The following is a 653-nucleotide window of genomic DNA, read 5'->3' on the forward strand; positions in this document are numbered from 1 at the left end:
GAAAAAGTGTCCTCTTATTCTTTCGAGTGACGAAAAATGAGTAATCACGCTAATTTCAATATTATCAACTGTAAACATAGGCTATTTGCCTGTGAATATAAGCTCTCGCGAACTGACATCATAAATTTTATAACCAATTTCAAACTCATGGTCTTGTGTGACTATTACCTCACAGTAATAAGGGATTGACTTTCCGTAAGCGTCAAGTGCGGGAATACCGAAAAAAATAAACGCATCACCTGTATCAAGCATTTCAAGGGTCACTTCTGTAGCACGCCCCGAACTAGTTATATCGATGGTGCAGTCTCCTCCGATTACATCGTATTCCTGAAGTATTATATATTTCAGACTAGGGAGAGTAAAGACTAAAGAAAAAACACCTATAACACCTAATAGTAAGGCTCCAGTAAACTTAACTATGTGTAGTAATCCAAAGTTCTTTTTTACAAGCATAAAGCCAAATAAAATTACAGCCAGCAAAGTTAAAACGATTCCTGTTATGAGCATGAAATAAAACACTGCCATTTTCCACTTAACACTTCCCTATAACGATTTAGTACATATATTTACGTAGTATCATTCCAAAGGTTTCATTTCAGAAAATCTAGATAGTATATTCTCCACTGTGTTCATTCTCTCTTATTGAACTAACC

The 653-nt window shown here is 35.2% G+C and carries 1 protein-coding gene; it reads right to left on the minus strand.

What is annotated here, in order from left to right; translation table 11 throughout:
- Positions 1–81: 81 nt before the first annotated feature.
- A complete protein-coding gene (locus tag H2672_RS19235; RefSeq protein WP_186674007.1) occupies positions 82–525 on the minus strand; it encodes a hypothetical protein in 444 nt (147 codons plus the stop codon).
- Between the last annotated feature and the right edge of the window lie 128 nt (positions 526–653).

Origin of the sequence: Sporosarcina sp. BP05, from assembly GCF_014282005.1 — a bacterium.
Lineage (GTDB): Bacteria > Bacillota > Bacilli > Bacillales_A > Planococcaceae > Sporosarcina.

Excerpts from the sequence above, each read along its gene's own strand:
- H2672_RS19235 (WP_186674007.1), bottom strand. The coding sequence starts at position 525 with ATGGCAGTGTTTTATTTCATGCTCATAACAGGAATCGTTTTAACTTTG.